The 26812-nt window shown below is 72.4% G+C and carries 26 protein-coding genes; 11 read left to right on the plus strand and 15 right to left on the minus strand.

The genetic code is table 11. From position 1 onward, the window contains the following. Nucleotides 1–129: 129 nt before the first annotated feature. Genes ACPA54_RS01260 through ACPA54_RS01275 form a run of 4 tightly spaced genes read right to left on the minus strand, consistent with a single transcriptional unit; the run spans nt 130 to nt 3072 of the window. Nucleotides 130–354, minus strand: a complete 225-nt coding sequence (locus ACPA54_RS01260; protein WP_423525860.1) for a hypothetical protein — start codon at nt 352–354, stop codon at nt 130–132. Next, entirely contained in the window at nt 351–824 is a 474-nt protein-coding gene (locus tag ACPA54_RS01265) for a hypothetical protein (RefSeq protein ID WP_423525862.1), read from the minus strand. Before ACPA54_RS01265 ends, ACPA54_RS01260 begins: the two co-directional genes overlap by 4 nt. A gap of 56 nt (nt 825–880) precedes the next feature. Next, nucleotides 881–2347 carry a sensor histidine kinase gene (locus tag ACPA54_RS01270; RefSeq protein WP_423525863.1) on the minus strand — a complete coding sequence of 489 codons (1467 nt, stop codon included), beginning with the start codon at nt 2345–2347 and terminating at the stop codon, nt 881–883. Beyond that, nucleotides 2344–3072: a response regulator transcription factor gene (locus ACPA54_RS01275; RefSeq protein WP_423525865.1), complete on the minus strand. Its 729-nt coding sequence runs from the start codon at nt 3070–3072 to the stop codon at nt 2344–2346. Before ACPA54_RS01275 ends, ACPA54_RS01270 begins: the two co-directional genes overlap by 4 nt. 262 nt (nt 3073–3334) lie before the next feature. Here ACPA54_RS01275 and ACPA54_RS01280 point away from each other — a divergent pair, with 262 nt between their 5' ends. Then, the gene (locus ACPA54_RS01280) at nt 3335–4579 is read left to right on the plus strand and encodes a low temperature requirement protein A (protein WP_423525867.1); all 1245 of its coding nucleotides are present in this window, start codon (nt 3335–3337) and stop codon (nt 4577–4579) included. 16 nt (nt 4580–4595) lie between these two features. Here the strand turns inward: ACPA54_RS01280 and ACPA54_RS01285 are convergent, their stop codons facing one another. Further along, nucleotides 4596–5423, minus strand: a complete 828-nt coding sequence (locus tag ACPA54_RS01285) for a hypothetical protein (RefSeq protein ID WP_423525869.1) — start codon at nt 5421–5423, stop codon at nt 4596–4598. Between the two features lie 159 nt (nt 5424–5582). Continuing rightward, a complete protein-coding gene (locus ACPA54_RS01290) occupies nt 5583–6488 on the minus strand; it encodes a LysR family transcriptional regulator (RefSeq protein ID WP_423525871.1) in 906 nt (301 codons plus the stop codon). Between the two features lie 115 nt (nt 6489–6603). Between ACPA54_RS01290 and ACPA54_RS01295 the strand changes: the two genes are divergently transcribed. Beyond that, nucleotides 6604–7818 (plus strand): amidohydrolase family protein, encoded by a 1215-nt coding sequence (locus ACPA54_RS01295; protein WP_345674667.1) that lies wholly within the window; start codon nt 6604–6606, stop codon nt 7816–7818. 31 nt (nt 7819–7849) lie between these two features. Here the strand turns inward: ACPA54_RS01295 and ACPA54_RS01300 are convergent, their stop codons facing one another. After that, on the minus strand, nt 7850–8908 hold the full coding sequence (locus tag ACPA54_RS01300) for an EamA family transporter (RefSeq protein WP_423525873.1): 1059 nt from the start codon (nt 8906–8908) through the stop codon (nt 7850–7852). 74 nt (nt 8909–8982) lie between these two features. On the opposite strand from ACPA54_RS01300, the gene ACPA54_RS01305 reads away from it, so the two are divergent. The 4 genes from ACPA54_RS01305 to ACPA54_RS01320 all read left to right on the plus strand — a co-directional run bounded on the left by ACPA54_RS01305 (nt 8983) and on the right by ACPA54_RS01320 (nt 12297). Beyond that, nucleotides 8983–9966, plus strand: a complete 984-nt coding sequence (locus tag ACPA54_RS01305) for a LysR family transcriptional regulator (RefSeq protein ID WP_423525875.1) — start codon at nt 8983–8985, stop codon at nt 9964–9966. A gap of 34 nt (nt 9967–10000) precedes the next feature. Beyond that, nucleotides 10001–10912 (plus strand): SDR family oxidoreductase, encoded by a 912-nt coding sequence (locus ACPA54_RS01310; RefSeq protein ID WP_423525877.1) that lies wholly within the window; start codon nt 10001–10003, stop codon nt 10910–10912. Nucleotides 10913–11205: 293 nt separating this feature from the next. After that, a complete protein-coding gene (locus tag ACPA54_RS01315; protein ID WP_345674939.1) occupies nt 11206–11604 on the plus strand; it encodes a MarR family winged helix-turn-helix transcriptional regulator in 399 nt (132 codons plus the stop codon). 78 nt (nt 11605–11682) lie between these two features. Further along, entirely contained in the window at nt 11683–12297 is a 615-nt protein-coding gene (locus ACPA54_RS01320; protein WP_423525879.1) for an acyltransferase, read from the plus strand. A 55-nt stretch (nt 12298–12352) separates the two neighbouring features. Here ACPA54_RS01320 and ACPA54_RS01325 read toward each other — a convergent pair whose 3' ends face one another. Then, nucleotides 12353–12808 (minus strand): winged helix-turn-helix transcriptional regulator, encoded by a 456-nt coding sequence (locus tag ACPA54_RS01325; protein ID WP_423525881.1) that lies wholly within the window; start codon nt 12806–12808, stop codon nt 12353–12355. Between the two features lie 92 nt (nt 12809–12900). Here ACPA54_RS01325 and ACPA54_RS01330 point away from each other — a divergent pair, with 92 nt between their 5' ends. Beyond that, entirely contained in the window at nt 12901–14250 is a 1350-nt protein-coding gene (locus ACPA54_RS01330; RefSeq protein ID WP_423525883.1) for an MFS transporter, read from the plus strand. Here ACPA54_RS01330 and ACPA54_RS01335 read toward each other — a convergent pair. From ACPA54_RS01335 to ACPA54_RS01365, 7 genes are all read right to left on the minus strand, one after another. After that, entirely contained in the window at nt 14145–15257 is a 1113-nt protein-coding gene (locus tag ACPA54_RS01335; RefSeq protein WP_423525885.1) for a barstar family protein, read from the minus strand. The genes ACPA54_RS01330 and ACPA54_RS01335 overlap by 106 nt on opposite strands. Nucleotides 15258–15409: 152 nt before the next feature. Further along, on the minus strand, nt 15410–16369 hold the full coding sequence (locus ACPA54_RS01340; RefSeq protein WP_423525887.1) for an electron transfer flavoprotein subunit alpha/FixB family protein: 960 nt from the start codon (nt 16367–16369) through the stop codon (nt 15410–15412). Nucleotides 16370–16429: 60 nt separating this feature from the next. Next, nucleotides 16430–17191: an electron transfer flavoprotein subunit beta/FixA family protein gene (locus tag ACPA54_RS01345; RefSeq protein ID WP_423526861.1), complete on the minus strand. Its 762-nt coding sequence runs from the start codon at nt 17189–17191 to the stop codon at nt 16430–16432. A 465-nt stretch (nt 17192–17656) separates the two neighbouring features. Continuing rightward, nucleotides 17657–19162 (minus strand): adenylosuccinate synthetase, encoded by a 1506-nt coding sequence (locus ACPA54_RS01350; RefSeq protein WP_423525889.1) that lies wholly within the window; start codon nt 19160–19162, stop codon nt 17657–17659. Between the two features lie 33 nt (nt 19163–19195). Next, nucleotides 19196–20200: a hypothetical protein gene (locus ACPA54_RS01355; protein WP_423525891.1), complete on the minus strand. Its 1005-nt coding sequence runs from the start codon at nt 20198–20200 to the stop codon at nt 19196–19198. Nucleotides 20201–20240: 40 nt separating this feature from the next. After that, nucleotides 20241–21494: a molecular chaperone DnaJ gene (locus tag ACPA54_RS01360; RefSeq protein WP_423525893.1), complete on the minus strand. Its 1254-nt coding sequence runs from the start codon at nt 21492–21494 to the stop codon at nt 20241–20243. Between the two features lie 5 nt (nt 21495–21499). Next, complete coding sequence (locus ACPA54_RS01365) at nt 21500–22381, minus strand: NUDIX hydrolase (protein WP_423525895.1); 882 nt, start codon at nt 22379–22381, stop codon at nt 21500–21502. A gap of 193 nt (nt 22382–22574) precedes the next feature. Between ACPA54_RS01365 and ACPA54_RS01370 the strand changes: the two genes are divergently transcribed. The 4 genes from ACPA54_RS01370 (at nt 22575) to ACPA54_RS01385 (ending at nt 26778) form a co-directional block, all read left to right on the plus strand. After that, nucleotides 22575–23564 carry an STM4015 family protein gene (locus tag ACPA54_RS01370; protein ID WP_423525897.1) on the plus strand — a complete coding sequence of 330 codons (990 nt, stop codon included), beginning with the start codon at nt 22575–22577 and terminating at the stop codon, nt 23562–23564. 99 nt (nt 23565–23663) lie between these two features. Then, on the plus strand, nt 23664–24689 hold the full coding sequence (locus tag ACPA54_RS01375; protein WP_423525898.1) for an STM4015 family protein: 1026 nt from the start codon (nt 23664–23666) through the stop codon (nt 24687–24689). A gap of 12 nt (nt 24690–24701) precedes the next feature. Continuing rightward, nucleotides 24702–25616, plus strand: a complete 915-nt coding sequence (locus tag ACPA54_RS01380) for an STM4015 family protein (protein WP_423525900.1) — start codon at nt 24702–24704, stop codon at nt 25614–25616. Continuing rightward, nucleotides 25588–26778 carry an STM4014 family protein gene (locus tag ACPA54_RS01385; protein WP_423525902.1) on the plus strand — a complete coding sequence of 397 codons (1191 nt, stop codon included), beginning with the start codon at nt 25588–25590 and terminating at the stop codon, nt 26776–26778. The genes ACPA54_RS01380 and ACPA54_RS01385 overlap by 29 nt, the downstream gene beginning before the upstream one ends. Nucleotides 26779–26812: the final 34 nt, after the last annotated feature.

The raw sequence follows: 26812 nt of genomic DNA on the forward strand, positions 1-26812 counted from the left end.
CCGGCATACACCGAAGTTACGCGCACGTTACGCAACCTGATGTCGTGTTACTTCGACGTTGCCACGGAGTATCGGACCGCTCACACCGTGCGGGGACCGACATGCGGGGGAAACGCGGGGTCATCCGGTCTACGGCGCCGAGTCCCCGTCCCCCGTCGCCGCGTCCGCGTCCGCGCGGTCCGCGGCCGACTCCGCCGCGGCCGCGATGCTCGCGATGTCCGACGGCACCGCCGTGGCCGCCGGGGTCCCGGCTGAGGGGGTGGCCGAACTGCCGCCGTCCGACTGGCACGACGCCGTCAGGAGCACCGCGGCGACCACCCCCGCCAAGGCGAGTCCGGCCCGGGTGCGGGTCACTCCTTGCCCGACGGGGTCGATGCCGGCTTCGGCTGGGTCGCGCACCAGTTCTTGACCGCGTCGAGGTCGGTCTTCCCCTTCGTGAGGATCGGCAGCAGCGCCTGCCGGGCCGCGAGCCGGTCGCCGAGGAGGGTGGCGATCTCCGGGTGGCCGAGGGCCTTCTGACGGTCGATGCGGGCCTGCACCGCGGCGATGGAGCCGGCGTCCTTCGAGCCGCCGTTGAGCCGGGTCAGGGCCTTGTTCAGGCGGGTCTCCAGGACCGGGACGCGGGCGCAGAACTTGGCGGCGTTCTTCGCGGCCGCCTTGTCCGCCTTCTCCGCCGCCTTCCGGGCGGCCTTCTGCGCCGCGTCGGACTGGGCGGACGGGGCCGTGGAGGGCGTGCCCGTGTCGGCGACGGCGGGGCCGGCGCCGAGCGCGGCGGCGGCCGCGAGGACCGCGCCGAGCGCGAGTGCGCGTGTCGAACGTGCCATGGCTGGTTTCCTTTCCGTCGGCGGCACCGGCGGGCCCGGTGCCGATGACGGCGACGTTAACCGCGGTTTTTGTGGAAACCCTGTGGGCCTGGGCCCGTTCCGGAAAGCCAGTCGTGCCGGTCGGCGGCGGTCGCCGCGGGCGGGTGGACGGGCAGGTCGATCCGCACCACCAGCCCGGGTCCCGGCTCCGCGTCGACCAGTTCGACGGTGCCGCCGTGCACGGCGGTCTGCTGCGCGACGAGGGTGAGGCCGAGGCCGGATCCGGGGCTGCTGGCCCCGCGGCGGAAGCGTTCGAACACGGCGGCGCGGAGTTCCCCAGGGATGCCGGGACCGTCGTCGGCGACGGTGATGCGCACCCGGTCGGCGCCCGTGTCGGTCCGGACGTCGACCCGGACCCGGGTCGTCGCCCCGCCGTGCACCACGGCATTGCCGATCAGGTTGTCCAGGACCATCCGCAGCCCGGTCTCCCAGCCGCGCACCAAGGCGTCGTCGAGCGTACTGAGGGTGATGTCGGCACGCGGGTAGGCGACGCGTGCCGTGTCGACGGCCGCCTGTGCGACGACGGCGAGGCCGACCGGCCCGAACGCGTCGTCCCCGATGAGGTCGCCCTGCGCGAGCGCGCCGAGGTCGCGGAGCAGGCCGAGGACGCGGGCGTGTTCGCCGGACAGGTCGGCGAGGATCTCGGTGCGGTCGGCGGCGTCGAGGTCGGGGTGCCGGTCGAGGACGTCGAGGTTGGTGCGCATGCTGGTGAGGGGCGTGCGGAGTTCGTGCGCGGCGACGGCGGCGAACGAGCGGGCGGTGTCGAGGGCGCTTGCGGTACGGGCGGCCTGCTCGTCGTAGCGGCCGAGCAGGGTGGCGAGGGTCTTGCCGAGGTCGTCGACGTCGCCGACGCCCGTGGGGACGTGGACGTCGCGCGTCGCGTCGGTGCTCGGGTCGAGTCCGGCCGCGCGGGCGCGCAGCCGGCGCAGGGACTTGGTGGCGCGGCTCGCGGCGGCGAACCCGGCGAGTGCGGCGGCCGGGACGGCGAACGCGGCGACGAGGAAGACCCGATTGCGCAGCTGCTTCTCGCGGGCGCGGGCTTCGTCGTCGGCGGTGAACAGCCACAGCGTCGCGGCCGTGCGCGGCTTGGCGAGGACCACCGGGACGGACACGGCACGCCAGTGCCGTCCCCCTTCCGACACCTCGATCGGTCTGCGTGCCGAGGCGGGCAGTTTCACGTCGGGGCCGGGCTGGGGCCCGGTTTGGTACGTCTGGTCGGGCGTCGTCAGCCGGACCCCGTCGTCCAGCGCCGACAGGAACAGCTCGGCCGAACGGCTCTGCTCCTGGCGGTCGTTGTCCTTCGCCGTCGCCCGCAGCAGCGACTGCGCCTGCGGCGCGAGAGCGGCCGCCCGCCGCCGCAGGGTGTCGTCGCGTTGCGTGCGCTGGTCGTGCACGACAAGCCGGAACAGCAGCAGTCCCGCGGACAGGACCAGCAGCGGCACGAGCACGGAAGTGACGAGGGCGATGCGGGTGGAGAGTCTCACCGCCGGGCCCCGTCCTCGCGCAGCACGAATCCGATGCCGCGGACGGTGTGCAGGATCCGCGGTGCCCCGTCGGCTTCGAGTTTGCGGCGCAGGTAGCTGACGAACGTGTCCACGACGTCGGAGCGGACGTCGAAGTCGTAGCCCCAGACCCGGTCCAGGATCTGATCCCGGCTCAGCACCCGCCCGCGGTTGCGGACGAGCACTTCGAGGAGGGCGAATTCGCGCCGGGTGAGGGTGAGTTCGGCGCCGTCGACGGCGGCGGTACGGGCCGCGGGGTCGACGACGAGGCCGCCGCAGCGCAGCGCGGTCTCGGGTGCGGCCCGGCCCGCGGTGCCGGGTATGCGGCGCAGCAGGGCCCGCAGCCGCAGTTCGAGCTCTTCGAACGCGAACGGTTTGACGAGGTAGTCGTCGGCGCCGGCTTGCAGCCCGGCGATGCGGTCGGTGACCTCGTCGAGGGCGGAGAGGACGAGGATCGGCAGGTCCCAGCCGTCGGCGCGCAGCCGCCGGCACACGTTGGTGCCGCTGAGGTCGGGCAGGCACACGTCGAGGACGACGATGTCCGGCGGCCCGCCCGGGTCCGCGTCGCCGACGACCGCGGCGAGGGCTTCCCCGCCGTCGGCGGCCAGCCGCACGTCGAACCCGGCCAGCCGCAGCCCGCGCCCGACGGCACGCCGGATCGCCGGATCGTCGTCGACGACGAGCACCACGTCGCGTCTCGAGGCCATGGTGGGTCCCTTCCGTACCGTCCGGCGCGGCACCGGGCGGTGTTCGTGTGCGGTCCGGTGCCGCATTTCCCGCTTGCGTGCGCCGCATCTTCCGCCAAAACGCGTGGCGGTGGCGCCTGCGTTGCACCCAGAATCCGGCTCGACGACTTCTGCGTGTACGGCTTTCGCGCGCGTGCAGACCCCCACCCCGCCGCAATCCCCCCACTGCCCCCGCCCGCTGCGTACTGTGGCGCAGATCTGGCGCACGAGGAGCGGAGCGGGGATGGCGGCCGAGGAGAGCCTGGTGGTCACGGAGGGGAAGCCGTGGAGCCGGGGGGCGGCGTTGCGGGATCCGGACGAGGAGCACCGGGCGTCGACGCCGCTCGAGTTGTTCTTCGACCTGTGTTTCGTCGTCGCGGTGTCGCAGCTGACCGGGCGGTTGGAGCACGCGTATGCCACCGGGCATATCGGCACCGGCATGCAGGGCTTCGCGATGCTGCTGTTCGCGGTGTGGTGGGCCTGGATGAACTTCACGTGGTTCGCCAGCGCGCACGACAGCGACGACGTGCCCTACCGGCTGCTGACGTTGCTGCAGATGGCCGGGGTGCTGATCCTCGCGGCCGGGGTCGACGCGGCGTTCGACGGCAAGACGTACCGTGTGGTCGTGGCGGGCTACGTGGTCATGCGGGTCGCGTTGATCGTGCAGTGGCTGCGGGTGGCCAGGCACCAGCCGAGTGTGCGGACGCGGGCGGTCCGGTACGCGATCGGCGTCGGCGTGGTGCAGTTGCTGTGGATCGGGGCGGCGATCCCCGACTCGATCACGCTGTTCAAGGCGTTGTTCGTGCCGCTGATGCTGATCGAGATCCTGGTGCCGATCTGGGCCGAGCAGGCCGAAGCGCCGGGGCTGATGTGGCACGCGGAGCACATCGCCGAGCGGTACGGCCTGTTCGCGCTGATCATTCTCGGCGAGTCCGTGCTGGCGGCGACGGTGGCCGTCAACGACGCGACGGAAGCCGGTGTCACCGCCCCGGTCGTGACCGTCGGGGGCGGCGGGCTGCTGGTGGCCTTCTCGTGCTGGTGGCTGTACTTCGACACCCTCGGCGGCGATGGGCCGGACACCCAGATCCGGGCGTTCACGTGGGGCTACGGCCACTATGTCGTCTTCGGCTCCCTGGCCGCGGTCGGCGGCGGTATCGCCACCGCCGCGGCGGCGGTCGCGCGGCATGGTGCCGAGCACGGGATTCCCGACCGCACGGCCGCGCTCGCGGTCACCGTCCCGCTGGCGGTCTTCCTCGTCGCCGTCGGGGTGATCTCGCTGCGGCCGACGGACCCGTGCGGTCCGGAGCGGCTGGTGCGCTGGGCGGTCGCGGCGGCGGCGCTGGTGCTGGCCGGGTTCGTCCTGGCGCCCGCACCGGCCACCGCCGTGGCGGGGGGCGTGGCGGCGCTGCTGGTGGCGGTGGAGACCGTGGCGGCCCACCGGCGCTACCGGGCGCAGACCGGCACCGGCCGCATCCAGGCCGCGGGCTAGGCGGTGACCGCGGTCCCTAGGCCGGGACTCCGGGTCGGGCCGGGATGTCGCCGCCCGCCGGGCGTCCGCCCGCGATGCCGGCTTCCCGGCCGGCCGCGGACAGCAGCCCGTCCATGACCCGCACCGCCGGGTCCAGGGGCGGCCCCTTGCTGTCGACCACGACCAGCACGATGGCGTCGTAGGCGAACCGGATGCCGATCCGCAGCCGGGTGTCCTTCCCTTCCGCGCCCTTCGGGTCGTCGATCTCCCACACCAGGTTGTTCGCGTCCGACGTGCCGGGGGTGCGCACGCCCTTCGAGCCTTCGGCGCATGCCGTGACCGCGTCCATGACGCGGCTGAGCGCGTTGGGCCGCTGGGTGAACGGCTGGTAGCGGATCAGCACCTCGCGGGCGCCGCCGGTGTCGTGGGTGAATCCCCGTTCGCTCACCCGCACATCGTCCGAGTTCGGGAGCTTCAACTGCACGCAGTCCGGGCCGCGGTGCCCCGAGTCCGTCCGCCAGCCGGTCAACTCGCCGGGTATCAGGGGAAGTTGTTCGGGGTCGAGCAAGGCTCCGGACGGCCATGGCGCGACCGTGGTCGGCGAGTCATCCGACTTTCCGTCGCCGCCGAACGTGCCCCAGTCGCCCTTCATGACGGCCAAGGCCAACGCGAGGAACAGGCTGACCATCACGGTGCGGAACCACCAGCTCGCGAACACGTCCCAGCGTCCGGCAGTCCCGTAGCGGCGGGCCCCGCCGCGGCGCATCCGCAGCCGGTCCCACGGCCGTTCCCACGGATGGCGGCCGCGTCTGCCCTCCGGGCGCTCCCACTGCCAGCCGCCGTCACTGCCGTTGTCGTCGTGCACCTATCCCCCAGCCAGAAGATCGCCCCGCGGTGCGCAGCAGCGTACCGAGCCGCGCCGACCGCGCCGCGGGGCCCGGCGGGGGCGGTGACGGGGTGTCAAGCGGACGGGCCGCGAAGGGTGGATCTCGGCGTCCCCGACAGCCAAACAGGTCGGCTGGGTCTAGAGCTGCTCGGCCAGGTCGCTGTCCTCGGCGACCTCGCGGAGGCATCGGACGAGGAGGTCCACGCCTTCGTGGTCGCGGTCGGAGCGCCAGAAGGCGGTGACGGGGACGTCGGGGGTGCCGGTGAGGTCGACCTGGACGATGCCGCGGACCGGGCGCTGGCGGGCCCAGCTGCGGGGGGAGATGCCGACGCCTTGGCGGTCGACGACGCGGGCGATGACGTCGTCGACGCTGCCGTACGCCTCGACGATGTCGTCCGCGCCCGCGCGGCGCAGCGCGTCGGTGACGCGGGTGTAGAGGCGGGGGTGGGGGCCTCGGGGCCAGACGATGATGGGTTCGCCGCGGACCAGCTCGGAGAGGTCGACCGAGTCGCGGGCGGCCAGCTCGTGGTCGGCGGGCAGCAGGGCGACGAAGGCGAAGGTGCCGACTCGGGCGGAGCCGAGGCCGGGGCCGAGGTCGGGCATCCAACCGATGCCGGCGTCGAGGACGCCTTCGCGGACGTCGGCGACCTGGCGGGCGGTGGGTTCGCTGGTCCACTGCACGCGGAGTTCCGGGTGGCGGATGTGCAGGGCGGAGATGGCGGTGGAGACGAGCGACGGGCCGAGGCCTGAGGTATACCCCACACGCACCTGCCCGGCTTCCCGGGAGGCGCGTCGGCGGACGTCCGCGCAGGCGTCGTCGAGGAGCCGCAGCGCGTCGTCGACCTGCCGCCGGAACTGCTCGCCGACCGGGGTCAGGGTGACCGGCAGCGAGCTGCGGTCGACCAGGCGGACGCCCAGTTGCTGCTCAAGACGGCGGACCGCCTTGGACACCATGGGCTGCGACAGGTAGAGGCGGGCGGCCGCGCGGCCGAAGTGGCGTTCTTCGGCGACGGCCAGGAAGCTCCGCAGATCCCGCAAGTCCATGCCGCCAGGATATGCCCGTGCGGAATAACGTTAGCCGGGACTGGGGGCTTGGCCGGGCCGGGCGCAGCGGGTTTCCTGGAGGGGACAGGCCAGGGCACGGATCAGGAGCCGCATCATGACGCTGGAAATCCCCCGCATCATCTCGGTCGACGACCACGTCGTCGAGCCGCCGAACCTGTGGCAGGACCGGCTCCCGGCGAAGTTCAAGGACCGCGGTCCGCGCGTGGTGCGCGAGAAGGCGAAGTTCAACTTCGTCGGCGGCGTCTTCTCGTACGAGAAGGGCGTCGAGGACGGCGAGTGGTGCGACTGGTGGCTGTACGACGACCTGGTCTACCCGTTCCCGAAGCTGTCCGCGGCGGTCGGCTTCGACACGCTGGACGTGACGCCGGTCACCTTCGACGACATCCGTCCGGGTGCGTGGATCCAGTCCGAGCGACTGAAGGACATGGCGGCGAACCACACGGACGCGTCGATCTGCTTCCCGAACATCCTTCCGCGGTTCTGCGGCCAGGCGTTCCTGGAGCGCCAGGACAAGGAGCTGGCGCTGCTCTGCGTCCAGGCGTACAACGACTGGATCATCGACGAGTGGTGTGCCGGTGAGGGCAAGGGCATCCTCCTGCCGATGACGCTGATCCCGCTGTGGGACCCGCAGCTGGCGGCGGCCGAGGTGCGGCGCTGCGCGGCCAAGGGCTCGTTCGCGGTGGCGTTCTCGGAGAACCCGGTGCCGCTGGGCCTGCCGTCGGTGCACGACAAGGGCCGGTTCTGGGACCCGTTCTTCCAGGCCTGCGAAGAGACCGGCACGATCATCAACATGCACATCGGTTCGTCGTCGAAGATGCCGTCGACGTCGCCCGACGCGCCGTTCATCGTGTCGTCCACGCTGACCTTCCAGAACGCGATGGGCTCGCTGGTCGACTACATCTTCTCGGGCGTGTTCGACCGCTTCCCGAACATGAAGATCGCGTACGCCGAGGGCCAGGTCGGCTGGATGCCGTACGTGCTGGAGCGCGCCGACAAGCTGTGGGCCGAGCGCGACGACAACGACTTCGGTTCGTCGCTGGCGAACAAGCCGTCGTCGTACATCAAGGACCGCGTCTACGGCTGCATCTTCGACGACGAGATCGGCCTGAAGAACCGCGACATCATCGGCATCGACCAGATCTGCTTCGAGGTCGACTACCCGCACGCCGACGCGACGTTCCCGCACACGCTGAAGGTCGCGACGGAGATCGCCACCAACGCGGGCCTGACGCAGGAGGAGTGCTACAAGCTGTTCCGCGGCAACGCCATCAAGGCGTACGGCCTGGACCGCTTCGGCATCACCAAGTAACCGAAGCAACCGAACAGCGGTCATGCGGTAGTCACCCGGTAACGACCGGGTCGGCACTGTCCGCGGCGCGGGACTCCTGCCGGATTCGGCGGGGGTCCCGCGCTTGCGTGTGTGCGGGCTCGCGGGTGGGTGCGGGCTCGCGCGGCACGGCGCGGCGGCGGGCCGGCAGGTTCATCAGCGCGATGCCGGCCATGACGACCGCTCCCCCGGCCCAGTCCCACCCGGTGGGGCGTTCGCCGAGGACGGCGGCCGCGGCGGCGATGCCGACGACCGGGACGAGCAGGGTGTAGGGCGCGACGGCGGCGGCCGGGAAGCGGCCGAGCAGGTTGTTCCACAGGCCGTAGCCGGCGAACGTCGACACCACGACGATGTAGAGCAGTGCGGCGATCCCGGACGGGCCGATGCCGGTGAGCGCGTCCCGGTCGGCCGACCAGCCTTCGAAGGCCAGCGACAGCCCGAACAGCGGCAGCGGCGCGACCAGCCCCGACCACACCACCAGCCCGAACCCGGCCGCGCTGCCCGCCTTCCGGGTCAGCACGTTGCCCAGCGCCCACGACGCGCCCGCCGCCACGACCAGGAGGAACGCGCCGATTCCGGCGCTCTGCCCGCGTCCGGCCGCGATGACCATCAGTCCGGCCGCCGCCACGCCCAGCGCGGCGAGCCTGCCGCGCGCCGGGCGTTCGCCGAGGAACGCCATCGCGAACAGCACGGTGAACATCGCCTGGCACTGCAGGACGATCGACGACAGCCCGGCGGGCATGCCCAGGTGCATCGCGGTGAACAGGAAGCCGAACTGGCCGACGCACACGAGCATGCCGACGCCGACCACGATCCGCACGGGCACCCGCGGCCGCGGCACGAAGAACACCGCGGGCAGGGCGACGAACGTGAACCGCAGGGCCGCGAACAGCAGCGGCGGGAACGCGTCGAGGCCGTAGTCGATGGCGACGAAGTTCAGGCCCCAGATGACGGCGACCAGGGCGGCCTGGAGCGTGTGAGAGCGCTGCATCTGCGGGAGGTGCGGGATCTGGGGGACCTGGGGGACCTGGAGGACCTGGGGTACCTGCGGCGATTGCGGCGATTGCGGCATGACCGCCAGTGTTCCGGCGGGCCCATCCTCAGGACCAGCTACTTTTTCCGGGAGCCATTCGGTAGTTTTCCTGAATGGACCTGAAGCGGCTGCGGATCCTCCAGACCCTCGCCCGGCACGGCACGGTCGCCGCGGCCGCGGAGAGCCTGCACCTGACCCCGTCGGCGGTGTCCCAGCAGTTGGCGGTGCTCGCCAAGGAAGCGGGCGTCCCGCTGCTGGAGCGCCACGGGCGCGGCGTCCGGCTCACCGGCGCGGCCCGCGTGCTGCTCACCCATGCCGACGCGATCGGCGTCCAGCTCGAACGCGCCCGCGCCGACCTGGCCGCGCACGCGCACGGCGGCGTCGGCGAAGCCCGGGTCGGCGGGTTCCCGACCGCGCTCGCGTCGCTCGTGGCGCCCGCGGTCGCGCACGTCCGGGAAACCCACCCGGGCTGGCGGTTCGCGATCGTCGAGAAGGAGACCGAGGACGCCATCCCGCTGCTCGTCGCGGGCGACCTCGACCTCGCGGTGGTCATGAACTCGCCGCAGGTGCCGGCCGCGGACCACCCGACGCTGGTGCTGCACCCGCTGCTCAGCGAGCCCGTCCACATGGCGCTGCCCGCCGGGCACCCGCTCGCCGACCTCCCCGAACTCGACTTGGCCGCGGACCTCGTCGACGAGGAGTGGGTGCTCACCGCGGAAGGCACCGCGTGCCACGCGCTCGCCGCGCAGGCCTGCGGCCAGGCCGGTTTCCAGCCGCGCGTACGGCACCACGTCACCGACTTCGGCGCGATGTACGCGCTGGTCGCCGCCGGTCTCGGCGTGGCGATGATGCCGCACATGTCGCTCGCGTCGGCGCCGCCCGGCGTCGCGGTGCGCCCGCTGCGCGCCCCCGCGCCGCGGCGCCACCTGTTCGCCGCGGTCCGCCGCGGCAGCGCCGCCACGCCGCTGTTGAACGCGCTCCGCGACCGCGCGGACGGGTTGGCGGAAAGCGTGCGGCGCCGTCCGCTGCCGCCCGCGGATCCCAGGCTCGCCCTCTCTCGCTCTGGCGTCCCCGGTTATCGTGACGCTATTGATTGAGCGTCAGCAATTGATCCGGGTCCAGGAGGACTGAATGGGCATCTGCGACGGCCGCGTGGTCGTGATCACCGGCGCGGGCAACGGCATCGGGCGCTCCCACGCGCTGGCATTCGCCGCGGAGGGTGCGAAGGTCGTCGTCAACGACCTCGGCGGCTCGCGCGACGGCACGGGCGCGTCCACGGGACCGGCGCAGGCCGTGGTGGACGAGATCGTCGCCGCGGGCGGCGAGGCCGTCGCGCACGCCGAGGACATCTCGACGTGGGACGGCGCGGCGTCGCTGATCCAGTTGGCGATCGACACCTTCGGCCGGATCGACGTGCTGGTCAACAACGCGGGCATCCTGCGCGACCGCATGCTGACCAACATGAGCGAAGCCGAGTGGGACGCGGTCATCAAGGTCCACCTGAAGGGCACGTTCGGCCCGGCGCACCACGCGGCCGCGCACTGGCGCAATCTCGCCAAGGCGGGCGAGGCCGTCGACGCGCGCATCATCAACACGTCGTCGCCGTCGGGCATCTTCGGCAACGTCGGGCAGACGAACTACGGCGCGGCGAAGGCCGGCATCGCCGCGTTCACGGTCATCGCGTCGCAGGAACTCGGCCGTTACGGCGTCACGGTCAACGCGATCGCCCCGACCGCGCTCACTCGCATGACCGAGGACCTGGCCGGCCTCATCGGCGACAAGTCCGAGGCGGCGGAGAAGCTCGCGCCGGAGAACATCTCGCCGCTGGTCGTGTGGCTCGGCTCGACCGCGTCGGCGGGCGTCACCGGCCGGGTCTTCTCGGTCGCGGGCGGCTCGATCTCGGTCGCCGAGGGCTGGGCCAACGGCCCGACCGTCGACAAGGGCAGCCGCTGGAGCCCGGCGGAACTCTCCGACGTCATCCCCGACCTGGTCGCGAAGGCGGCGCCGAACGCGGGCATGGACGGGAACCGCGTGCAGGGCTGATCCGCCCCTCGGTTCGACGGCAGGCTCCGGGTCCGCGTCCGCGGCCCGGAGCCTGCCGCTTTGCGCGGCGCGCCGTGGCCTTTGCCCCCCGGCCGACATCCCCGCGATCGCTTCCACGCGCCGCAACACCTCGACCATCACGCGGCGTTCCTCGCGCGGCAGGTCCCCAGTATCTTTGCTCTCGAAGCCATGGAGGTGACGCGCCGGTGTCAACCGATCCGGGAGACGCCCCGGCCCGCGACGCCGCGCCGGGGGTCGACGTCGACGACGCGATCCGGACGCTGCTGCTGCTCATGCCGCGGATCGTCGGGCGGGCGAAGCGGCTCGGCGTGCCGCCCGAACTCCGGGGGTTCACGCTGGCGCCGCGGCATTTGTCGCTGCTCGCCTATCTGGTGTTCGACGGCCCGATGCCGGTCAACGAGCTGGCCGCGCGGCTGGAGGTGGCGCCGGCGACGGTGAGCCTGATGGTCGGCGACCTCGCCAGGCAGGGCATTCTGGAGCGCTCCCCCGACGCGTCCGACCGGCGCAAGGCCATCGTCGGGATCGCGGCGGCCCAGGAGCCCGCGATCCGGGCCTGGCTGGGCCGCAGCGCGGGGGCGTGGCGCAAGGCGCTGGAGCCGCTGACCCCGGCGGAGCGGGCGGTGTTCACCGGGACGCTGGCGGCGTACGAAGCGGCCCTCGGCGAGGAGTGAGGCCGGGCACCCACCAAACCTGACGCACCGTCAGCAATACTGGCTCCGCGGGGGAGCTGCGACGGAACGGAGACAGGCATGGCCCGGGTATACGAGATCGACTCCGTGGTCCCTGTGATCGACCCGACGGCGTTCGTGCACCCGGACGCCGTCCTGCTCGGCGACGTGATCATCGGCCCGCACTGCTACATCGGCCCGCTGGCCAGTCTCCGCGGCGACTTCGGCCGGATCACCGTGGGCGCGGGCGCGAACGTCCAGGACGGCTGCGTCGTGCACTGCTTCCCCGGCACCGACACGGTCATCGAAGAAGACGGCCACATCGGCCACGGCGCGATCCTGCACGGCTGCCGCGTCGGCCGCGGCGTCCTGGTCGGCATGAACGCGGTCGTCATGGACGGCGTCGACCTCGGCGCCTACGCCTTCGTCGCCGCCAACAGCTTCGTGAAGGCGGGCACCGTCGTCCCCGAAAAGCACCTCGCGGCGGGATCCCCCGCGAAGGTGACCCGCGAACTGTCCGACGCCGAACTCGCCTGGAAGGCCAACGGCACCAAGGTCTACCAGGACCTCGCCGCCCGCTCCCTCGTCAGCCTCCGCCCGGCCACGGCCCTCACGGCCGTCGAACCGGACCGGCGCCGGGTCAGCACCGACGCGTCGGTGGCGGAGCCGCTGCACACGTACCGCGAGAAGCACTGACGCAAGGACCGCACCCGGCCCGGATCGGACGCCGACCGGGCCGGGAGAAGCCGGGTCACTCCCCCTCCGGCACCTTCCGCACTTCCGTCTCCGGCGCTTCCACGCGCCGGCCGTCCGCGGCGCGGATCTCCAGCGGGGCCAGCGGCTTGCCGTCGCGGCGGTCGAGGAGTTCCGACCGGGGCTCGCCGGGTGCGAAGAAGTGCCGTTCGCCCCACTGGCGCAGGGCGACCACGACCGGGAACAGGTCGCGGCCCCGGGGCGTGAGCACGTACTCCTGGTAGGGACTGCCGTCCGCGGCAGGCTGCCGGTCGAGGATCCCGGCGTCGACGAGGCCGCGCAGCCGGGCGGTGAGGATGTTCCTGGCGATCCCGAGCCCGCGCTGGAAGTCGCCGAACCGCCGGCTCCCGTCGAACGCGTCGCGCACGATGAGCAGCGACCACCAGTCGCCGATCGCGTCGACGGACCGCGCGACCGGGCACGGCTCCGCGTCGAACCGCGTGCGTTTCACCATCTCCGGACCTCCCGGGCTTTCGTGGTTGCATCATGCTACCACTGGCGGCTAACGTCCCTCTGGTTTCATCTTGAAACCAGAGAGGAGCCGCCGTGTCCGCACTGCGCCCCAACGCCCGCAACGCCCGCAACGCCGCCCCCACCGGCCTCCCGCCCGGAGCCGCGCTCCTGTTCGCCGTCGCCGCGGGCGCCTCGGTGGCGAACGTGTACTTCGCGCAACCGCTGCTCGCCACCCTCGGCGCCGACTTCGGCATCGGCGAGCGCGCCGTCGGCGCCGTCGTCACCCTCACCCAACTCGGCTACGGCATCGGCCTGCTGCTGCTCGTCCCGCTGGGCGACCGGCTCGACCGCAAGCGCCTCGCCGTCGCCCAGATGCTGACGCTGGCCGTCGCACTGACCGCGGTCGCGACGGCGCAGTCCCCGGCCGTGCTCTTCGCGGCCTTCGCCGCCGTCGGGCTCCTCGCGGTGGTGACGCAGCTTCTCGTCGCGTCGGCCGCCGCACTCGCCGACGAGGCGTCCCGCGGTCGCGTCGTGGGCACGGTCACCGCCGGGATCGTGGTCGGGATCCTGCTCGCGCGCACCGTCGCCGGGTTGCTCGCGGACGCCGCGGGCTGGCGCTCGGTATACGCGGCATCGGCGGTGCTGAGCGTCGCCGTCGCGGCCGCACTCGCGCGCATCCTCCCCTCCGGCGGCGCCCGGCCGACGCCGCCCCCGTACCGCAAGCTGCTCGGCTCACTGCCGGAACTCCTGCGCACCGAAAAGCTGTTCCGACAGCGTGCGGCGATCGCGCTGCTGCTGTTCGCATCGTTCGGCACCCTGTGGAGCAGTGTCGCCCTGCCGTTGAGCGAACCGCCGTACACGCTCTCGCACTCCGCGATCGGCGCCTTCGGCCTGGCGGGAGCGGCCGGCGCCCTCGCCGCGTCCCCGGCGGGACGCCTCGCCGACCGCGGCTACGCCCGCCACGTCACCGGCGGCGGCCTCGCCCTGCTGGCCCTGTCCTGGCTGCCCCTCGCCGCAACCACCTCGACCCTGTGGGCGCTGGTGGTGGGGGCGATCGTCCTGGACTTGGCGGTGCAAGCCGTGCATGTCACGAACCAAACGGTGCTCTACGCCTTGCGCCCCGACGCAGGCAGCAGCCTCATCGGCGGCTACATGGTCTTCTACTCCCTCGGCAGCGCCCTGGGCGCCATCACCGCCACCACCCTCTACGCCGCGGCCGGCTGGCACGCGGTATGCGCCCTGGGCGCGGCCTTCGCCCTGACGGGGCTCGGAGTATGGGCGCTGGGCGAGCGTCGGGGACGCCGCGCCCGTTCGTCCGCGGCCGCAGCGTCGGGCGGTCAGGACATCCGCACGTCGACGCCGGAACTCCGCAAGAGGTCCACACAGTCGGCCAACCACGAGGCACCGGCCTCCGCCGCGTGCCGGGCCGCCACGTCGGAGTGACGCCAGACCAGGGTGAACGGCCTCCTGGCGCCGAACCCGCCGCCCAGGCAGTCGTCCAGCGCGGCGAGACACCTGCCGAAGTAGCCGCCGGCACCGTTGACGGCTTCCCCCAAGGCGCAGAAGAAGCCGGCCTCGTCGGTGACGTGGCTGCCGTCGAGTTCGTAGACGGTTCCGGCGGGGCTGTCGGACGAGCCGACGGCGAAACCGTGGCGGGCGGGGACCGCCCGGGCCAGCCATTCCGCTCGGCCGCGGGCGGACAGCCCGGTCCACGAACCGGGCTCCGTGGGCCTGCCCTTCAGCCACAGGTCCCACACCTCGGCGGCGTCCACGACCGGGCGCGTCCAGGCGGGGCCGGTCACGGTGATGTCGAGGAGCCCGCCGCCGAGGCGTGACGGACGCGCGTCGCCGACGGTCATGCGGCAGGACTCGATGTGGGCGACACCGCCGTCCCGGTCGAGGAGATAAAGCAACACGGGGCCGACGTCCCGGCGGCGCGGGCTCGTGGAAGCGAGGATGCGGCGGAGACCGTCGCCGGGCGCACAACCGACCAAGGTCATCGGGACGTCGGGTTCGTCGTCGTGGGTGACGAGCCAGGACTCTTGGCGGAAGGTGCCGAGTTCGCGGGCCGTGTCGCCCTCGTGGGCCCGGAGCCGGTAGCCCGAGGAGAAGGGGACGTGCGTATAAGGAGGCGCGCTGGTGCCGGGGATGGCGCCCCCGTCGCCGTATTCGACCACGACATCGTGCCGGCGGAGATCGCGCAGGCAGGGCCGGATGTCGACGAGGTGCGGGGCGTCGGCGTAGTAGGCCCCGATCGCGTCGCCCGCGCTGCCGACTTCTTCCCATTCCAGGTAGGACGGCCGCCGTGGGGACGCGAAGGCCTCGCGGATGGCGTCGGCCGACGAGCAGCCCAGCAGCACGAGCCGATTCCTCGGCGGTGTGTCGTCGGGAACGAACAGGCCGTCGATGTCCTGGCATTCGCCGAGGGCTTCGTCTTCGTCCCAGCTCATGATCCGGAACTTCGGGTCGGTGATGGCGCCTCCTCGGGCTCCGGGAGCCGACAGTAGCCGACGGGGCCGCACCGACGAACCCCCGAACGCCACCGGCCCCCGATTCCATGCGGAATCGGGGGCCGGTGCGGCGAAGCGGTAGGCCTGGGGCCTTACTTGCGCTTGTTGATCTCTTCTTCCAGCTGCGGGACGACCTTGAACAGGTCGCCGACCACGCCGTAGTCGACCAGGTCGAAGATCGGGGCGTCCTCGTCCTTGTTGATGGCGACGATGGTCTTGGAGGTCTGCATGCCCGCGCGGTGCTGGATCGCGCCGGAGATGCCCGCGGCGATGTAGAGCTGCGGGGAGACCTGGGTGCCGGTCTGGCCGACCTGGTGGCTGTGCGGGTACCAGCCGGCGTCGACGGCGGCGCGTGAGGCACCGACCGCGGCACCGAGGGAGTCCGCGAGGCGCTCGATGACCACGAAGTTCTCGGCGCCGTTCACGCCGCGGCCGCCGGAGACGACGATGTCGGCCTCGGTCAGCTCGGGGCGGTCGGACTTCTCGCGCGGGGCGCGCGAGACGATCTTCGTGCCGGTGGCGGCGGCCGAGAAGGAAACCGAGACGGACTCGACGGCGGGGGTGGCCGGGGCCTCCTCCGGGGTCGCCGCGTTCGGCTTGACGGTGATGACCGGCGTGCCCTTGGTGACGTGCGCGCGGACCTGGTACGTGGCGGCGAAGACCGACTGCTCGGTCTCCGGGCCGTTCTCGCCGGCGACCACGTCGACGGCGTCGGTGATCAGGCCCGAGCCCAGGCGCACCGCGACACGGGCACCGATCTCGCGGCCGTCGGCGGACGACGGCACGAGGATGGCGGCCGGGTTCGCCGACTGCGCGATCTGCGCGAGCGCGTCGGCCTTCGGGACGACGAGGTAGTCGTCGATTTCGGCGGCGTCGACGACGTACACCTTCTGGGCGCCGTAGCGGCCCAGGGTCTCGGTCGCGGCGTCGGCGCCCTTACCGAGGAAGACCGCGGACGGCTCGCCCAGGCGGCGCGCCAGGGTCAGCAGTTCCAGGGTCGGCTTGCGAACGGCTCCGTCGACGTGGTCGACGAGAACGAGGATCTCACCCACAGCATTCTCTCCTTGTCCGGTGAAGCCCGGGGATAGTCGTAAGGTCCGGTGCTGCCCGACTCAGATGAACTTCTTCGCGGCGAGGAACTCCGCGAGCTTCACGCCGCCGTCGCCTTCGTCCTCGACGACCTCGCCCTTGCTGCGCGGCGGGCGGGCGGTGGCGGAGTCGACCGTCGACCAGGCGGCGGACAGGCCGACCTCGTCGGACGCGACGCCCAGGTCGTCCAGGTCCAGCTTCTCCAGCGGCTTCTTCTTCGCCGCCATGATGCCCTTGAACGACGGGAAGCGGGCCTCGCCGGTGCGGTCGGTCACGGACACGACGGCGGGCAGGCTCGCCTCGATCTGCTCGGACGCGACGTCGCCTTCGCGGCGGCCCTTGACCACGCCGCCCTCGACCTTGACCTCGTCGAGGAAGGTGACCTGCGGGACGCCGAGGCGCTCGGCGAGCATCGCCGGGACGACGCCCATGTTGCCGTCGGTCGAGGCCATGCCGCAGACGACCAGGTCGTAGCCGGACTTCTCGATCGCCTTCGCGAGGATCAGCGACGTGCCGAGCGCGTCGGTTCCCTGGATGTCGTCGTCGTTGACGTGGATCGCCTTGTCGCCGCCCATCGCGAGCGCCTTGCGCAGCGCGTCCTTGGCGTCGTCGGGGCCGACCGTCAGGTAGGTGATCTCCGCCTCGACGCCCGACTCGACGATCTGCAGCGCCTGCTCGATCGCGTACTCGTCGAGTTCGGAGAGCAGCGAGTCGACCGACTCGCGGTCGGACGTGCCGTCCTCGTTGAACCCGCGGTCACCGGTGGCGTCGGGCACGTACTTCACGCAGACAACGATTTTCACAACAGTTCTCCTGTGGTCGTCCGGTCACCCAGGTGCCGGTCCGAGGGTGTCATGCCCGTCCGAAGACGCCGCTATGGCCCCACCCGGCAGCTTGCTCAGAGCCGGGTGTTCGATCACTCCCGCATCATTGCATCTGCGCAGTAGTACTCCTGTACGGCGTCCCCGGCAGCAGGAACGGCTCCGGCCCCTTCGGTCCTGTGATGTCCGCCCCGAGACGTCCTGCCCACGCGCGGCGGTGCGCACGCACGCGGACAAACGCTTCGGCACGCCCATCATGTGACGGTCCGTCAACTTTCTGGGTCGAGACTACGCGCCCCCGGAAGGGAACCTGACCACCGCCCCGGCAAACGGGCGAATGATCCGCTTTCCTTCCGGCACTCGAACGCGCGCCTCATCTTGTTACTGGACAGTAACACCAGTCTATCGGGCCTGTCACCGGCCGATTCGTCATCGGGCGGGCGTGTCGGCGGCCCGATCGGCCGGGCTCGGCACCGCGGTCGCGTTCGCCTGCTTGTCACCCGTGCGCGGACCATACGAATGCAGTACAACGGGTGCGCCGAGGGCGTCGGCGACCGCGGCCGACCAGGCGGCGGCCGTGCCCCGGGTGTTCGACGCCGACGGGGTCCCACGCTCCCCCGGCGCAACAGGCGCAACCGGCGGCCCCGAAGGGACCGACAGCACCTGCTCCACCGACGCCGACGCGCGCAGCAGACGGGCCGTCAGTTCCGCTTGGCGGTCCAGGTCGCCGGGCTCGCCGACGGGAAGCCGGGACACCTGGCGGCCGTCGATCGCGTAACTACGACAGATCCGCAGATCCGGATGGCGCAGCGGTGCGTCGAGATGGGTGAGCGCCACGGCGTCGACGCCGCCGCACACGTCGACGGCGTAGCGGTGTGCGACCGCGTCGAAGTGCCCGACCCGGAAGGCGCCCTGCCAGCGCCCGGTGCCGTTGTGCGTGTCGGGGAGAGCTGCGGTCGCGGCGGTGTCCTCGGTGGGGAGGGGGCCGGGGCCGTGGCGGGTGGTGTACGTCCGGACGACTCCCAGGCGCAGCACGTCGCCGGCCGGACCCGCTTCGGCGAGCAGGGCTTCCGCGTGGGCGAAGGTCGTCGTGGACCACGTGGTGTAGGGGTGGAAGCCGTGCCATTCGTCCAGCAGGACGCCTTGGGCGCCTTCGAAGACGACGCGGGTCGTGCGGAGCAGGCGGGCGCCGTACGCGCGGTCCACCAGCCGCACCGCGGCGCCGAACGCCTGGTAGACGGCGGCGCACGCGTCGACCGGCGGGACGTCGGGCAGCGGCCCGAGTTCGTCGGTGAGCCGGTCGTGGAGGGCACGCAGTCGGGCGCGCAGCCGTTCGGGTGCGTCGCAGTCGCCCGCGCGCGGTGCGGTCTCGGGGTGGGCGAGGGCGTATGCGGCCGTCTCGCCGATGCCCATGCCGCACGAGCCGTGCCGCCCGGCGCCGCGGGCTTGTTCGCGGAGGCGGTTGGCGGCGGCGTGGTAGGGGGTGGTGAGCAGTGCTTCGCGGTCGACGGTCAGGCGGCCGAACGGGTCGGGGACGCCGAGCGCCTCCAGGTGGTCGGCCTCCGCGGTGAGCGCGAGCGGGTCGACGAGCATGAGGCGCGACAGGTGGGTCTCCACTCCGCGGGTGAAGGAGCCGGAGCCGAACTGGGCGAAGGTGTGGTGGCGCCCGTCGTCGGTGACGACGTTGTGCGCGGCCTGCGCGCCGCCGTTGAAGCGGACGACGGCGCCGAAGCCGCCGCCGGCCGCGTTTCCGCGGTCGGCGGCGGCTTGGCACAGGTGCGCCACGACCGTGCCTTTGCCGGCGTCCCCGAAGCCGAGGTCGACGACGGCGGTGTGGCGTGGTGCGGAATGGCGTGGTGCGGAATGGCGTGGTGCGGAATGGCGTGGTGCGGAATGGCGTGGTGCGGAGCCGTTCAGTGGGGCCGTCCCTGGCATCGCGGTGCGGGGCTCTGTGCGGGGTGTCCCGGCTCAGAGCCGGGTCGTCCCGGCGGCCGGGGCGTCCCCGTCGAGTCCGGGAAGGCTTCCGGTGGTGGCGACGGGGCCGCCGCGGCCTTCCGCGTAGGACGCGAGGGCGCGGGAGACCGAGCCGACCTGGTTGTCGGCGGCGCCGACGTCGCGCAGGTGGCCGAGGCCTTCGTCGAGGTCGATGGCGTCCTCGGCGAGCCCGATGGTCAGCGCGATGGTCTCGCAGACCGCGTCGAGGTCGTCGAGTTCGATGACGTTCTGCCGCAGAAGCTTGCGCCAGATGCCGAGGACTTCGGTGTCGCCGACGTACGACGTGCCGGCCGGGAGGATGTAGTACACCTCGAACTTGCGCTGCAATTCGGCCACGATCGCCTCGATCGGGATGTCCTCGCCGATCGTGTCGCCGATCACCGCGTCGACCTCGCGGCGCTTCACCCGGTTGTACGGCATCTCGTCGCCGATGATGAACAGGTAGCCGCGCTTGCCGCGCTTGTCGAGGCAGTCGAGTTCGGTGTGCCGGGCCATGAAGTACAGGGCCAGTTCGTACGATTCGGTCTTCTGCCCGCCGCCTCCGCCTTCCAGCAGGATGTTGCCGAGCTGGTCGTCCATGCGGTTGTCGGACTCGAACTGGCCGACTTGCAGCGGCACGCGGTCGCACGTCGCGTCGCCGATGCCGCCGAAGAGGATCTGCGGGTGGTCGACGTAGCCCTTGCGCAGCAGCAGGCCGAAAAGCTCCGGCAGCTTGGTCTGCAGGGTGACCGGCACCGAGCCCATGGAGCCGGTGACGTCGAACAGCACGGATATGGCGAGGGAGGTGGGGTGTTCGTCGCTGTCCCGGCTCTCCCGGACGCCGACGCCGCGCGGGTCGAGGTCGGCGTGCGCCGCCCACTTGTCGCGCGGGATGCTGCCGCGGGTGGTGTCGCTGTAGTCGAAGGCACTGCGGCCCATGCGCGCGTTGAGGCTCTGCGCGGCGTCGTAGACGTTGGTGGACCAGTTGCCGCTTCCCATGGTTTCCCTCCGAGGGGGATGTCGTGCGGTCAGGGGGTGCTCAGCGCCGGCCCGGCATGCTGAACGGCCGGAACTTGCGCGGGCCGTACAGGCGGCCGAGCAGCTCGTCGAGTTCGCCGAGGAGCTTCCACGCGTCGTGCGGGCGGCGCGCCGGGGCGGGCAGGGTGCAGCCGCGGGCGAAGCGGAACAGCGGCTTCGGTGCGCCGGGTTCGAGCAGGTAGGTCATGCACCGGGTGGCCATGAAGATGTCGGTGGACGTGTCCGGCGGCTGCTTCCCGGGCACTTCCGGCGGGTACAGGTCGGCGAACCGGTCGAGCATCGCCGGGACGTGCTCCGCGGCCGGGTGGAACCGGGCGGGCCGCGGGGTCGTCCTGCCGCCGTCGGGCCCGTCGGGGGGCGGCACGCCTCCGCCGGACTTCCGGCCGTTCGACAGCTTGAACGACGGGCCGATCGGCGGACCGGTGAGCACGCGGCCGCCCGGGCCCGGCGCGACCGGTTCGAGGACGGTCGCGTAGCACCAGTCGACGAGGACCAGGCCGTGCTCGCGCGGCTCGATGAGGACGTGGTCGGGCACGACGGCGCCGTGCACGACGCCGGCGCGGTGCGCGTAGCCGAGGGCGACCAGCAGGCGGCGCCACATCCACGCGACGTCGCGGGCGTCCAGGCCGTCCGGGTACGCCTCGCGGACTTCGGTCAGCGAGCGGAAGCCGCGCACCCGGGCGACGACGTTGGCGCGGCGTTCGCTGCCGGAGCCGGCGTCGCGGTGCCGGAAGGACTCGACGAGCCCGGGCACGTACGCCCGGTACTCCGGGTCGCCGTCCCTGCCGATCCGCTCGAGGGCCGCGGCCTCGCGCTCCATGAGGTCGTTGTCGGCGACCGAGCGCGGGATCTTCAGCAGCGCGCGGACCTCGCCGCCGTCGGCGTCGGCGTAGGTGACCTTCAGCAGGTTCGCGACGTCGCCGCGGGCCCGCTCGCCGCCGACGGAGTAGGCGCGTTTCCGGGTGGTGATGACGACCTGGCGGCCCGTCACTCCGGTGATGGTCTGCTGGTAGCGCAGCCACAGTTCGGACAGCCGGGTGAAGACCGCTTGGGCGGCGGCCTTGCGGTCGTCGGGGACGGTGTCGGGGTGCAGCATGCGCGCGAGGGCGCGGTAGCGGCGGCCGCCGGAGCGCAGGCAGGCCTCCGGGGTGCCGTCGTAGGGCCCGAAGAGGTCGTCGGGTTCGGTGGCCCCGCCGACCAGTTCGAGTGCCTCCTCCAGGGTCTTCGGCAGCGCGGGCGCCGTACGTGGGGGCATGCCGGTCACTGGTTTCCCTCCCGGGACGGGCGCAGCAGCGCCGGGTGCAGCAGGCGGGCGCCGCCGACCCGGTAGAGCCGGGCGCGCCTGCCGCCGCGGGCGCCGCCGCGGGCGGTGGTGGTGTCGGTGTCCTCGACGAAGCCGGGCACGGACAGCACCTTGCGGTGGAAGTTGCCGGGGTGCAGGGGTTCGCCCCACACCGCTTCGTAGACCTCGCGGAGTTCCGTGACGGTGAACTCGGGGCCGGTGAAGGCGGTGGCGAGGGGCGTGTATTCGAGCTTGGCGCGGGCGCGCTCCAGACCGTCGGAGAGGATCCGCGCGTGGTCGAAGGCGAGTTCGCCGGGGTCAAGGGTGTCGACGGGGATCCAGGACGCGGCGGCGGCGTCGCCGCCCGCGGTGGCGTCGGGCAGGTCGGGGGCGAACGCCAGGTACGCGACGGAGACGACGCGCATGCGAGGGTCCCGACCGGGTGCGCCGTACGTGCCGAGCTGCTCCAGGTGGAGGCGCGGGATCGGCGGGCGGGCGGCGGTCGCATGGCCGTTGGCCGCGCCGTCGCCGGATCCGGATCCGCGGGACTGCCCGGCCTCGCCGCCCCCGTGCGCGGCGAGGCCGGTCTCCTCGGCGAGTTCGCGGACCGCGGCGTCGTCGAGGTCTTCGTCCTCGGCGGCGCGCACGAAGCCGCCGGGGAGGGCGAGGTGTCCGGCGTAGGGCATGCCGCCGCGGCGGATCGTCAGCACGTGGAGTGCCTTGACGCCGGTGTCGGCACGGTGCCGGATCGTGAGGGCGACGACATCGACCGTGACGGCGACGGGCGCGAACGCCCGCGGGTCGTAGGCGGCAAGCCAGGCTTGCTCGTTGGGCCCGTGGGGTGATCCGACCGCCGGCATGGTTCCGCCCTCGCCTTGGTTGTTCTCATTCTGAGAATTTCTTGCTCTGAGAACAACGTAGCGCGTCGGGCGGAGCGGGCGCAGCAGGGTTTTCCCTCAGGCGGGAGCGCGGGGGCGCGAGCCGGGGGCGGAGCGGGCGTGCACGACGCCCACTCCCCGCCCGGCAGTCACCGCGCTCTGGTAGGCATGTGCCATGTCGAGATACGCTCGCGAAGAGCGGTTCGTTGGCCTGCCCGTGGTCGAGCTTCCCGCGTTGCCGAACCCCAAGGGGACACGGGCCGACAATGCCGCGGCGCGGCAGGCGAAGCCGTTGCCGGCGGCGGCCGACGCGGCATGGCGGTTGCGGATCGACAGTTATCCGCGCACCGAGAGGTTCGCGGAGCACGTCGCGCGGTTCCTCGACACCGTCGACACCGCGCAGGTGTCCGCGCTGCTGGTCGGCATGTGGGAGCCCGGCGAGGACTCGAAGGAGGCCGTCCGGCTGCTCGCCGGTGCCGCCGAGCGGCTCCCCGGGCTGCGGCACCTCTTCTTCGGCGACATCACGTCGGAGGAGAACGAGATCTCCTGGATCCTGCAGTGCGACCTCACCCCGCTGTTCGACGCGTTCCCGCAGTTGGAGACGCTGATCGTCAAGGGCGGCCAGGAGGCGGTCCTGCACCCGGTGCGGCACGGGAACCTGCGGCACCTGGAGTTCCGCACCGGCGGACTCCCCGGCAATGTGGTGCGCGCGTTGAGCGCGAGCACGTTCCCCGCGCTGGAGACCCTCGACCTCTGGCTCGGCGTCGAGGACTACGGCGGCACCGCGACCGTCCGCGACCTGGAAGGCATCCTCCGCGGCACCGGCCTGCCCGCCCTCACCCGCCTCGGCCTGATGAACAGCGAGATCCAGGACGAGATCGCCGCCGCCGTCGCGGCCGCCCCGATCGTTTCCCGGCTCGCCGAACTCGACCTGTCCATGGGCACCTTGGGCAACGAAGGCGCCGAAGCCCTGCTCACCGGACAGCCCCTCGGACACCTCCGCACACTGGACCTGAGCCACCACTTCATGTCCGAGGCCATGCGGAAGCGCGTCGAGGCGGCCTTCGCGGAGACCGGCGTCACACTCGTCGCCGACGGCGAGCAGGAGCCCGACGAAGACGAGGACGACGACGAGTTCTGGCGCTACGTCGAGGTCTCCGAATGACCCGCGGAACCGCCCGCCACGCGCCGGAGCAGCACCGCACGTCCCCACGCGGCGTCCTGCCGCGTGTCTGACCACACACCCGGGAGCAAGGAGCAGCGCATGGGCCTCTACGAATTCGCCCCCTACTTCGGCGGCCTTCCGGTCGCCGACCTCCGTCCGAGCACCTCGGAAGCGACGTCGATCGAGCCGGGCACCCAGCCGTCCCGCAACTACGGCGAGCCCGAGGTCTACGGCGTCGGACCCGCCGAATACGCCGCCGACGCGATCGCCTGGCGGATCCGGATCGACCCGTGGGAAGACGACGAACTCACCTTCGAAGACCACTTCCGCTACTTCCTGGACTCGGTCGACACCACCCGGGTCACGGCCTTGCTGTGCGGATGCTGGGACGAGGAGCTCTCCGAGGAAAGCCCCGCCCTCGCCCTGCTCGTGGAGAACGCCGCCAAGTTCCCCAACCTGCGGCACCTCTTCCTCGGCGATGTCGTCCAGGAGGAGTCGGAGATCTCCTGGATGACCATCGGCCACCTCACACCGGTCCTGCGGGCCTTCCCGCAGCTCGAGGAACTCGTCGTGCGCGGCGGCGACGAGGCCGGCGACCCGCCCGCACTGGAACCGCTCCGCCACGAAGGGCTGCGCAAGCTCACCTTCGAGAGCGGCGGCCTGTCGGCCCGTGTGATCACCACCCTCGGCCTGTGCGAATTCCCGGCACTGGAAAGCCTGGACGTCTGGATGGGCATATCCGAGTACGGCGGCGACGCCACCGCCGACGACCTCGCCGAGCTGCTGTCCGGCGTACGCCTCCCGGCCCTGCGCCACCTCGGCCTCATGAACAGCGAGATCCAGGACGCGGTGGCCGCCGCCGTCGCCGGCGCCCCGCTCACCGCCCGCCTCGAATCCCTCGACCTGTCGATGGGCACGCTCGGCGACGAAGGCGCCGAAGCGCTGCTCGCCGGACAGCCCCTCACCCACCTGAAGCGGCTGCGCATCAACCACCACTTCATCTCGGACCCCACGTCCGAGCGCCTCCGCAAGACGCTGCGCCCGCTCGGCGTCACCGTCGACATCGACAGCCCCGAGCAACTCCGCGACTGGGGCAGCGGCCGCTACGCCGAAGTCACCGAGTAGGCGGACGGCATCGTGACCGCGAACCACCTGCAGACCTTCGGCGGGCTGCCGGTCGAGGACGTGCCCGGCGTCGGCGAGCCGTGGCCGGGCACCGCGGAGCTGTACGCGTGGCGCGTGCGGGTGCTGCACGACGACGAGACGTGGTCCGAGCGGTTCGCCCGGTTCCTCGACGAAGTCGACGGCAGCGCGGTGCGGGCGCTGCTCGTCGGCGACTGGAATGCCGAACACGGCGACGACTCCCGCGAGCCGGTGGCCGCGATCGCGGCCGCCGCCGACCGGCTGCCGAACCTGGCCGCGCTGTTCGTCGGCGACATCGCGTACGAAGAGTGCGAGCTGTCGATGATCGAGCACGACGACCTGACCGCGCTGCTGACCGCCTACCCGCGGCTCGAAGAGCTGGGCGTCCGCGGCTCGTGGGCGTGGTTCGCGCCGTACCTGCGGCACACCGGCCTGCGCACCCTCACGGTGGAGGGCTGCGGGCTCCTCGACGAGATGGTGCGCGGCATCGCCGCAGGCGATTTCCCCGCGCTGACCCGGGTCGAACTGTGGTTCGGCGACCACGAGTACGCCGTCGACGCGGTCACGGAGGTGACGGAGCTGCTGCGCAGCCACGGCCTCCCCGCGCTCACCCACCTGGGCCTGCGCAACTGCGACCGGACCGACGCGCTCGCCGCCGCACTCGCCGTGGAGCCGTTGACGGCGCAACTGCGGACGATCGACCTGTCCATGGGGACCCTGGGCGACGCGGGGGCGGAAGCGCTGCTGTCCGGGCAGCCGCTCGGCCACCTCGAGTCTCTCGACCTGACCCACCACTTCCTGTCCAGGACGATGATCAAACGCGTCGAATCCGCTTTGCCGGTCGGGAAGTTGGCGAAGCCCGAGGTGGATCCGTCCTTCCATGCCCGGTTCATCGAGGTGCGGGAGTAGCAGCGTGCCGGAACGTCCTCTCGTCACCGTGGTCGGCAATCCCGGCCACCGCCGGATCACCGGCTTCGCGGCCGCCGCCGCGGCCGCGGGCCTGCCCGCGCCGCGGCTGGTCGCGTGGCGCGACGTGCTCTCCGGTGCGCCGCTCGCCTTCCCGCCCGGGCCGGTGCGGATCGACTCGCCGGGCGAGGACCCCGCCGTGCACGCGCTGCTCGGCGGCACGCACGGCGACCCGCACCGGGTCGAGGGCGGCAGTACCCGGCATGCGCAGTTCGTCGCCGCGCTGGGGCGGATCGAGGCCGCGGCGGCGGCCTCGCCCGGGGCCTGGTTGGCGAACGATCCCGCGGACATCGCGGTGATGTTCGACAAGCGCCGGGCGCACCCGCTGCTGGAAACGCACGACGTTCCCGTGCCGCGGGCGCTGTCCGGGCCCACCGCGCCGGTGCGGTCGTACGCCGAACTGCGGCAGCGCATGGCCGACGCACGCGCCGCGCGGGTGTTCGTCAAGCCGCCGCACGGGTCGTCCGCGTCCGGGGTGGTCGCGTTGGAGACGCACGGAACGCGGGTGCAGGCCACCACGTCCGTGGAACTGACACGCGGCGCGGACGGTGTCGCGCTGTTCAACTCGCTGCGGATCCGCAAGTACCGGGACGAAACCGAGGTCGCGGCGCTCGTCGACGCGCTCGGTGCGGATGCCGGTCCGGGCGGCCTGCACGTCGAGGCGTGGCTGCCGAAACTGACCCTCGACGGGCATGCCACCGACCTGCGCGTGCTCGTCGTCGCGGGCCGCGCGACGCACGTGGTCGCGCGGTCGAGCCGGTCGCCGATGACGAACCTGCACCTGGGCAACGCGCGCGGCGACGTGCCCGCGGTGCGGGCCGCCGTCGGGGAGGACGCGTGGGCGCGGGCAATGGCGACGTGTGTCCGCGCGGCCGAGTGTTTTCCCCGTACGCTGCACGTCGGTGTCGACCTGCTCTTCGCGGTGGATCGGCGCCGCCACGCGGTGGGAGAGGTCAACGCGTTCGGGGACCTGCTGCCGGGTGTGCTGCACCGGGGCCGGGACACGTGGGGGGAACAGGTCCACGCCCTGGTGGGAGGTTGGCGGCCGTACGGATCCACGGGTCCGGCGGCACGAGATGAGGATCGAGTTCCGTGCCCGACATGACGACACCGCTCCCGCCCGAATTCGGCGACCGCGG

Source organism: Uniformispora flossi (assembly GCF_049534875.1).
Taxonomy (GTDB): domain Bacteria; phylum Actinomycetota; class Actinomycetes; order Streptomycetales; family Streptomycetaceae; genus Yinghuangia; species Yinghuangia aomiensis.